Below are 8920 nucleotides of genomic sequence, written 5' to 3'. Positions count from 1 at the left end.
TTGGTTGTTGTGGTTGTTGGTTTTTATGGGGATGGGGTGTGTGTGGTGGGGTGTTTTGAGGGTTCGGTGGAGGATGTTCGGGTTGCTGTGCGGGCTGCGGAGGAAGCCCTCAAACGACGAGACTTCGATGAAGCGGCGAAGCAGAACCGAATTGCGGAAACGCTGATCAGCGGTTCGTGCGGTATAGGAGTAGATCTACAAATAGCCTCAAAGATTGTAGAGGCCAGAACGGCTCTTGGATACAAGGACTATGAGCGGGCAGCGGAATTTTTCTCGGCTGCAGAAGAAATGGCTAAAGCCTACGATGAGAGTTCTTTTTTGGCCGCGTGTTATCTCGGGAAAGGGCGAATTGCCCGCGAAAAGAAGCGCAAGCAAGAAGCGCGCCGATTCATTGAGTGGGCTTTAGGATTATCTGGCGATGGGACCGCTGATGCTGGTGGTATCGTGCATGCTCAAAGCGAACTCGAGTTGGGTATCGTTTTGCGCAGAATCGATAAGAAAAGTGCCGGGGCTCATTTTGAAAAAGCACATAGATTATTTAGAACGCTTGAGGACGAGTGGGGGGTGACGGATACGACCAGATCGTGGGCGAATCTCGAGCGCGATCTCGGAAACTTCGTACGCGCCAGAGATCTCTTCGACAGTGCTCTGCGCAACTACGAAGGGCTTGGCGATAAAAAGGGATATGCCAATTGTCTGCATTCTCGAGGAATTCTGGAACGTAAAAACGGAAACCTGGCTAGAGCTCTGGAAGATACACGCCGAGCGGTGGCTATATACAAAAGTATCAACGGAGATGAGAAGCAGAAAGTAGTAGCAAATTGTAAGCATTCTATGGGTAATATATACCGAGAAATGAAAGATTATGGATCGGCGCGAAACCTTCATGGCCAAGCCAAAGAGCTTTATGAATCGTTGGGCTATCTCGAGCCGGCGCATTATTGTGTGATGCAACTCGGAATCCTGGCTGCGCTGGAGGGTGAAACTGATGAAGCGCGAACGTATCTTGTACGAGCACTCGAATATTTTCGAGAAAATAATACATCACCGTTGAATCAAGCGCTATGTCTCAAGCATCTAGGTATCCTCGCTTCTAAAGTTGGAAACGTAGAAGAGTTTTTTAGCAAACTAAATGGGGCGAACGAGCTCTATGGTGATCTGGGCAGCCGTTTGGGTCAGGCAAGCATACTGTTGACTAAAGCGCGTTTCTTTCGGAATTGTGGGGACTGGATTCGAACGGATCAAGCCTTAAAAGATGCACGACGTATATACGCATCGCCGGAGGTCTCGAATATGGTCCGCTGTGCTCACATTGATATACAGCGCGCCAGATTGATCGTTATGAGTTCAGGTGTCTGTGTCGGTGGGCATGATATGGATAACGCCGATGTTGATATTGATGAAAAAGCGGCCGAAAAGTTGAGAAACGCGATTGCGCTTGCGCTTCCTGCGGTAGTTCTATTGAACCGAAAACGGTTCACGTTCGTCAATGCTGCTGATAGAATACTTTGGGCGAATGTTGTGCAAAGGAGTATGGGTTCTATACTTCTTTGGTCGAGGCTTGCGGGAACCGAGGAGCTGATAGTTGATCTTATAGAGACTGCGGTAAACGCTGGCATCCATCAGGCAACGTCACCTGCTTTGAAAGATAACGAAAATATGATTCTTCCAGAATCGGAGATCGGACTAGAAGACGTCGATTCTCTTTCAGTTGGGGAGGTGGATCATGTTGATTCGGTAGCCCTAGGTGACGATTCAGGTCCCGGTGGATCCAAAGAGGTTGAGCCGCCTTCGTTGCATATGGGAGGGGGGAGTGTTCTCATTGCGGGAGCCCGGTTATGTATGGCGCCGCCGCCTCAGCTCCAAATGCCAGATGGTCATATCGCCCTCGAGCCGTGGATCGATAGACGGTATGGCTATGTGTTCCGAATTCGCTGATCGAGGCTAGAGGGTGCATTATGATCGGGGTAAAATGATCTCAGCGCAAACTTCCCAGAAGCTATATCATTAAAGAATAGTCCATTATCGTCTGTGGCGGAGGTTAAAATAATGGGCGGTGATATTTCATTGAGGTTGAAAAGTCCGCTTCCGCTGGCCGAGGGGACATGTGGATAAACAGATAGGCCAGAGGTCACATGAATCACAAGTCGACTATTTCCTGATGGTGCATCAGGGGAGTCTCAATAATTGGTTCGAGTCAAGATCAGCCTTGCAGCTGTGATCAGCCGAGACTACTGAGTGTGGGAACCGGATGTATTCCCGGTGGTTTTGCGAGCATGCTGATAATAGTTCCTTCGGGTGGTTCGATCCCGGTTACTTCTGATTTCCCGAGTTGATCCGACGGGGCCCTTGTTGGATTTAAAATAGTCCTTTAGCTGACAAAGTATCACTCGAATCTCCTCGCGTAGGCGGGCCGCTTCTTTTGGTTTCACATCCTCAATCAGTGAAGAGAGTTTTTGAAGGGTGTAGCCGAGAAGTTGAAGATGCACCCGATCATCAGGGAAGTAGGAAATCAGCTGTCGCGAGGTTTCCACGGCCTCCAAGTAATTGGCCTCGGCTGCGGCCCGGTCCACCGGAGTCAGCAGACTTCCGATCTTATTCAGTGATACCACCAGATCCCGCATTGCTTCCTGACTGGCGGGGTTTGCCGCAGCCAACTGTCGCGTGATGCGCAAACTCTCTAAATAGTGGTTCTGTGCGATCTCCCGGTCAGCTGAGAGAAACACATCACCGACCTTGTCCAGTGACACCACCAGGTCATGCAATGCACTCTGACTGCTGGGGTTCATCGCAACCAAATGTCGTGCGACATCCAACGCTTCGAGATAGTGGTCCTCCGCTGCGGTCTGGTACACCGGCATCAGTGTATTCCCGACCTTGTGGAGGGCCCCGATCAACTTGCGCGCTGCGAGTTGGTTGTCGGGGTTCGCGGCAGTCAACTTCCGTGCGACGTCCAGTGCTTCGAGATAGTGTTTTTCGCCGAAGTCGGATCGTCGGGGAGCAGTATATCTCCGACTTTGTCCAGTGATACCGCCAAGTCGTGCGCTGCGAGTTGGTTGTCGGGGTTCGCTTCGGCCAAACTCAAAGCTATGCCGAGGCTCTCCAAGTAGTGTTCGTGCGCTGCTGCCGGATCCACCGGCAGCAGCGCATCCCCCATTTTGTCCAAAGATACTGTCAGATCGCGCAGTGCTTGTTGGTTCTCGGGATACTTCGCGGATAGCTCGCGCCTGATGTCCAGTGCTTCGAGATGGTGTTTCCTCGCCGCAGTGAGGTCGGCGGGCAGCAGTACATCGCCGACCCGATCGAGTGAAACCGCTAAGTCGTGTAGTTCCTCCGGGCTGCCTGGGTTAGTGGCAACCAACTGTCGTGCGATATCCAGTGCTTCGAGATAGTGTTCCTCCGCCTTACTTGGGTCCACAAACGACATCACATCTCCGAAGCTGACCAGCGACGCCAACAGTTCGGTCAAAGCTTGTTGGTTGTTGGGGTTCTCGGCGACCATCCTCCGATTCACCTCCACCGTTGTATTTGCCAGGTTTTCCCGATCACTTCCTGGGGCCCGCGCGGTATCAGACATGAGACCAGGGTACTTTCAACAACACATAATCAACCCACCTACACCCGGGTAGCCCCACCGTATCCCAGTCCGAACCAAACACACATGCCCAAGGAGTCGTGTGTGTTCCTGGGGGTTCTGCAGGTCGGAAACATGTTGAAGAAAAGCATTCATAGGGGGACGGGAATCGTGCAGGAGTTGGAGAGTAATGAGACGAGCGTCCCCGTGGCTATGTCGCGCTGATCATGTGCGAGATTTCGCGATTTCTGAAATGCCCCCTCGCCAAAAGATGGTGCGACGTTCTGGTCGGGTTTCCGTATCGGCGGGCAGCAGCGACCGCCGATAGTCCCGTTGACTCACCGTCCCACCAGTCTCGGCACGGCCGCGAGCAGTTCCCGCGTGTAGTCAGCTTGCGGGTTCCCCCATATGCGATCCACCGGGCCGGCCTCGACGACGTCCCCGTGGTTGAGCACCAGGACGTCGGAGCACATCTGGCGGATGACGGAGAGATCGTGGGAGACGAAGAACAGGGCCAGTCCGTAGTCGGCGACGAGGTCGCTGAGCAGGTTGAGGACCTGGGCGCGGACGGAGACGTCCAGGGCGCTGACCGCTTCGTCGGCGAACAGGACGTCGGGTTTCACGGACAGGGCGCGGGCGATGGAGATGCGTTGGCGTTGTCCGCCGGAGAATTCGTGAGGGAACCGGTCGACGGCGTCTGCGCCGATGCCGACCTCGCCGAGTACCTCGGCGACCCTGGCCCGTCGCTCCTCGGCGGGGATCCCGAGGCCGAGGAGCGGTTCCTCGACGATCGCTCCGATACGCATGCGCGGATCGAGTGAACCCATGGGGTCCTGGAACACCACCTGTGCGCGTTCGGCGTGGGCGACGATCCCGGTGGTGGGGGAGTCCAGTCCCGCGAGGATCCGGAGGAGGGTGGACTTGCCGGATCCAGAACCGCCGACGATCCCGAGGCGTTGTCCCCGCCGCAGTTCCAGGGACACATCCCGGAGCGCCTCCGTACGGCGCCGGGGGCCGAGGAATCCGCGCCGTTTGCCGAGGAACGTCCGGGACACCCCGGTCGCCGACAACACGACTTCACCGATGGAGGGCACGGCGGGCACCTTGTGGAGGTGGCCGGGCCGGTAGCCACCGGTGGCGGCGGTCTCCACGGTGTAGAGGTGACCGTCCGGGTCCCGGGCATCGAGGTCACTGGCCGCGAGCAGCCCCCTCGTGTAGTCGTGTGTCGGGTCGGTGAGGATCTGTTCCGTGGTGCCGCTCTCGACGAGGTTGCCGTCGCGCATGACCAGGATCCGCTCGCACACCCCGGACACCAGTGCCAAGTCGTGGGTTATGAACAGCAGGCCGGTACCGCGTCGCTCAACGAGTTCGAGGATCAGGTCGACGATCTGCCGCTGCACGGTGACGTCCAGGGCGGTGGTCGGTTCGTCGCAGATCAGCAGGTCCGGATCGTTCGCGAGGGCCATCGCTATGAGGATGCGTTGGCGTTGCCCGCCGGAGAGCTGGTGCGGGTAGGTGCCGTAGATGCGTTCGGGGTCCGCGATGCGGACATCGGCGAGCAGCTCGAGGGTCCTGTCGCGGGCGGCGTCGTCGGAGTCGACGGTGCCGTGGTGGGTCATCACCTCGGCGACCTGCGCGCCGACGGTCATCAGCGGGTTCAGCGCGGTCATGGGTTCCTGGAACACCATGGACACCCGTCTGCCGCGGAGTGTGCGCATCCGGCGGTCCGGGTAATCGACGAGGTTCCCGGATTCGCCGTCGAGCGCCATCTCACCGTGGGCGGAGAGATTGTCGGGCAGCAGTCCCATCAACGAGAGCGCGGTGAGAGATTTCCCGGAGCCCGATTCGCCGATGAGCCCGACGCGTTCGCCGGAGTCGATGGTGAAGGAGACCTGTCCGATGAGAGTCTCCCCGCGTTGCGTGTCGACGCCGAGATCGGTGACGGTGAGCAGGGTCATAGGCGTTTCCTCGTCTTCGGGTCGAACACGTCGCGAAGACCGTCGCCGAGCAGATTGAACCCGAGGACGGTGCCGGCGATCGCGAGACCGGGCCAGAACGCGAGCATCGGGGCGGACCCCAGCGAGGCCTGCGCGGACTGGAGCATCCGGCCCCAGGACGGGTCAGGCGGCGGGGTACCGAGGCCCAGGAAGGACAGTGCGGCCTCGGCGAGGATCGCCAGGGCGAAGGACACCGATGCCTGGACGATGAGCATTCCGGTGATGTTGGGCAGGACGTGCCGCCACGCGATCGCGGGACCGGAGCACCCGGCCGTGCGGGCCGCGGCGATGAAGTCGCGGGACATCACCTGCAGCGTTCCGGCGCGGGTGACGCGGGCGAAGCCGGGGACGGTGGCGATGCCGATCGCGACCATCGCCGAGACCGTCGAAGCGCCGTAGATCGCGCCGGCGACGATTGCGAGCAGCAGCGCGGGGAAGGCGAGCAGGAGATCCGCCCCACGGAGCACGAGCGTCTCCGCCCAGCCGCGGCGCATGCCCGCCAGGATCCCGAGCGGCGTACCCACGAGGACGCCGATGCCGACGGCGACGAGCCCGACGAGCAGCGTGATGCGGGAACCGGCCATGATCCGAGAGAACACGTCCCGCCCGTAGCGGTCGGTGCCCATCAGGTGCCGCAACGAGGGGCCCTCGAGCCGGTCCGCGGGGATCGCGTGGATCGGGTCGTAGGGGGTCCAGATCAGGGAGATGAGTCCGGCCGTCACGACGAGCGTGACGATGACGAGGCCGATGGTCCCGGCGGTCGGGAGCCTGCGCAGGGTGCTGGTGAGTCGATTCACGTCGGTCACCGTCCCGTCCGTGGGTCGAGGGCGAGTGCGATGAGGTCCACCACCATGTTCACCGCGAGGGTGAGCAGGACCAGCACCATGACGATGGTTTGCACCGTCGTCAGGTCCCGGGTGCTCACCGCGTCGAGAAGCATAGACCCGAGTCCCGGGAGAACGAAGACCTGCTCGATGACCACTGCGCCGATCACCAGTGACGCCAGCTGAACGCCGGTGACGGTGATGACGGGGAGGGCGGCGTTGCGCAGCCCGTGGCGCAGGAGGGCCTGCCAGGTGGAAAGCCCCTTGGCCCGGGCGGTGCGGATGAAGTCCTCGGAGAGGATCTCCAGGACCGCGGAGCGGACGTAGCGCGTCATGATCGCCCCCTGCACCGCGGCGAGCGCGCAGACGGGCATGACGAGCCGCTGGAGAAAGGCGCCCACGCCCTGGTCCGGCGGTACCCAGCCGTTCGCCGGTGCCCACCCGAGGCGCACCGCGAACAGGCTGACCAGCAGGATTCCGGCGAGGAAACTGGGGATCGCGATGCCGACCTGGCTCAAGGCGGTGATCGCGATGCCGTCGGCCCTCCGGTGCCGCATCGCCACCCAGGTGCCGACCGGGATCGCGGCGGCGAGCGCCAGCGCCATGGCGGACCCGACGAGGATCAGGCTGACCTGCAGTCGGTCGACCACCAGCGGGGAGATGTCCTGCCCGCTGGTCAGGGAGAGCCCGAAATCGCCGCGCAGCATCCCGTCGACCCAGCTGAGGTACTGGGCGATCAGCGGCTGGTCCAGGCCGAGCGCCTCTCGTTTCGCGGCGATGAGCTCCGGGGTGGCGCTCACACCGAGGGCGACGGCCGCCGGGTCGCCGGGCACGACGCGCATCAGCGCGAAGACCGCGACGGAGGCGACGAAGATCGTCGCCAGGTAGCGGAGAATGTGTCTTCCCAGGGTGATGAGCATCAGTCGCGCTCCTCTTCCACGCTGATCGTCGCGAGCTCCAGGGCGTCATCGACGGCGTCGGCGTTGACACCGGTCACACCGGGTGCGGTGATGACGATGTTCGGGTAGTTGAACAGGGTGTCCGCGGCGGCCTGATCCATGATGGTGTCCACCGCGGCGCGCATCCCCGCCACGTACTCCTCCGGGCTGCCGGCATCGGCCCGCGCGATGTCCTCGCGCACCGCCGGGGAATCGAACCCGAGGTAGTAGTCGGGGTCGCCGAACAGCGCCGGAATGTCGCGGGCCTCGATGTGCAGGATGATCGACATGTCGTAGTCGTGCTGCCTGAACACCTTCTGCAGCCACACGGCCGGGAACTCGGTGGCCTCGATCCGGGCGTCGAAACCGACGTCGCGGAGCTGGGAGACGATGATCTCGGATACGGCGGTGGCGTAGGGCCGGGACGGAACGGAGATGACGACGCGGTTGTTCGTGCCGTTGATCCCTGCCTCGGCGAGGAGCTGCCGCGCCTTCTCCGGGTCGTGAGGATACCTCTCGGACTTCTCGTACCACGGGTCGGTCGGCGGGACCGGGGTACCGCCGGTGTCGGTGCCGAAGCCGTCCCACGCGGTGTCGATTACGGCCTGGCGGTCGATGGCGTACATGACGGCGCGACGGACGCGGATGTCGTCGAACGGGGCGCGTCGGTTGTTCATCGACAGCAGCACCTCGCCGTTGGTGGTGCCGACCTCGACGTTGTAGTGGCCGTGCGCGGTGATCGTGTCGAGGAGCTCCGGGGACTGCATGGAGTAGACGGCGTCGACATCACCCGAGCGGAGCGCATTCGTCGCGCCCACCGCGTCGGCGAAGTAGCGGATCGCCGCGGCGTTGTTCCTCGGTGCCTCCCCCCAGTAGTCGTCGCGGGCCGCGAAGGTGATCGACTGGCCGAGTGCGAAGTCGGTGACGGTGTAGGGGCCCGTACCGACGGGGTCGGTGGCCAGTGAGTCGACGCCGTCGGGGGTCATCATCGCCCCGACGAAGGTTCCCATGGCAAACAACCACTGGTTGGACGGGGCGTTGAGCGTCACCTCCAGGGTGTGCGTGTCGACGACGCGGGTGCCCGCGACCGGGGACATCAGCTTCTTCAGCCCGTTGGTCCACGCGTCGGAGAGCACCCGGTCGATGGAGAACTTCGCGGTCTCGGCGGTGAAGGGTGATCCGTTGGTGAAGGTGACCCCGTCGCGCAGGTGGAACGTGTAGACGGTGCGGTCGTCGGACACGTCCCAGCCGGTGGCGAGCCACGGGACGATGTGACCGTCATCGTCGATGCGCACGAGTGTCTCGTAGATGTTCGACATCATCGCCTGCGGGATGGCCGCCCCACCGGTGGTGGTGAAGTCGAGGGTCGCCGGTGTACCGGAGACCGCGACGACGACGGCACCACTGTCCGCGGTCGCCGCGGTCTGGATCGCCGTCGAACCGGCTGAACAGGCTGCGAGCGCGAATGACGCCCCGGCCGCCACCAGGGTCGTCGCCGCCCCGTGGCGAATCCGGTCGTTGAGATGGGTCGCATCCATGACGAACAGGGTAGCGCCTCCACTCCGTGCAATCGGCATCACCCGTGCC

The 8920-nt window shown here is 61.3% G+C and carries 7 protein-coding genes; 1 reads left to right on the top strand and 6 read right to left on the bottom strand.

Features of this window, described 5'->3' with window-relative positions; all coding sequences use genetic code 11:
* The coding region (locus JDV75_RS06660; RefSeq protein WP_198738422.1) for a tetratricopeptide repeat protein at positions 1-1938 on the top strand (1938 nt) is incomplete at its 5' end.
* Between the two features lie 293 nt (positions 1939-2231).
* Here JDV75_RS06660 and JDV75_RS06655 read toward each other — a convergent pair.
* The 6 genes from JDV75_RS06655 to JDV75_RS06630 form a co-directional block, all read right to left on the bottom strand.
* Positions 2232-2855, bottom strand: a complete 624-nt coding sequence (locus JDV75_RS06655; RefSeq protein ID WP_198738421.1) for a hypothetical protein — start codon at positions 2853-2855, stop codon at positions 2232-2234.
* An 80-nt stretch (positions 2856-2935) separates the two neighbouring features.
* Complete coding sequence (locus JDV75_RS06650; protein WP_198738420.1) at positions 2936-3577, bottom strand: hypothetical protein; 642 nt, start codon at positions 3575-3577, stop codon at positions 2936-2938.
* 335 nt (positions 3578-3912) lie between these two features.
* Positions 3913-5532, bottom strand: coding sequence for a dipeptide ABC transporter ATP-binding protein (locus JDV75_RS06645; RefSeq protein WP_198738419.1), 1620 nt, complete (start codon positions 5530-5532; stop codon positions 3913-3915).
* Positions 5529-6368, bottom strand: a complete 840-nt coding sequence (locus JDV75_RS06640; protein ID WP_198738418.1) for an ABC transporter permease — start codon at positions 6366-6368, stop codon at positions 5529-5531. Before JDV75_RS06640 ends, JDV75_RS06645 begins: the two co-directional genes overlap by 4 nt.
* Positions 6369-6373: 5 nt before the next feature.
* Positions 6374-7315: an ABC transporter permease gene (locus JDV75_RS06635; RefSeq protein ID WP_198738417.1), complete on the bottom strand. Its 942-nt coding sequence runs from the start codon at positions 7313-7315 to the stop codon at positions 6374-6376.
* Positions 7315-8871: an ABC transporter substrate-binding protein gene (locus tag JDV75_RS06630; RefSeq protein ID WP_198738416.1), complete on the bottom strand. Its 1557-nt coding sequence runs from the start codon at positions 8869-8871 to the stop codon at positions 7315-7317. The genes JDV75_RS06635 and JDV75_RS06630 overlap by 1 nt, the downstream gene beginning before the upstream one ends.
* Positions 8872-8920 lie beyond the last annotated feature (49 nt).

The sequence above is a fragment of the Corynebacterium meridianum genome, assembly GCF_016342265.1.
Taxonomy (GTDB): Bacteria; Actinomycetota; Actinomycetes; order Mycobacteriales; family Mycobacteriaceae; genus Corynebacterium; species Corynebacterium meridianum.
This window is presented reverse-complemented; position numbering and strand designations above follow the sequence as displayed.

Bases quoted from the DNA above. Each gene is read 5' to 3' on its own strand.
- JDV75_RS06650 (WP_198738420.1), bottom strand. From the start codon at position 3,577: ATGTCTGATACCGCGCGGGCCCCAGGAAGTGATCGGGAAAACCTGGCA.
- JDV75_RS06645 (WP_198738419.1), bottom strand. From the start codon at position 5,532: ATGACCCTGCTCACCGTCACCGATCTCGGCGTCGACACGCAACGCGGG.
- JDV75_RS06635 (WP_198738417.1), bottom strand. From the start codon at position 7,315: ATGCTCATCACCCTGGGAAGACACATTCTCCGCTACCTGGCGACGATC.
- JDV75_RS06630 (WP_198738416.1), bottom strand. From the start codon at position 8,871: ATGGATGCGACCCATCTCAACGACCGGATTCGCCACGGGGCGGCGACG.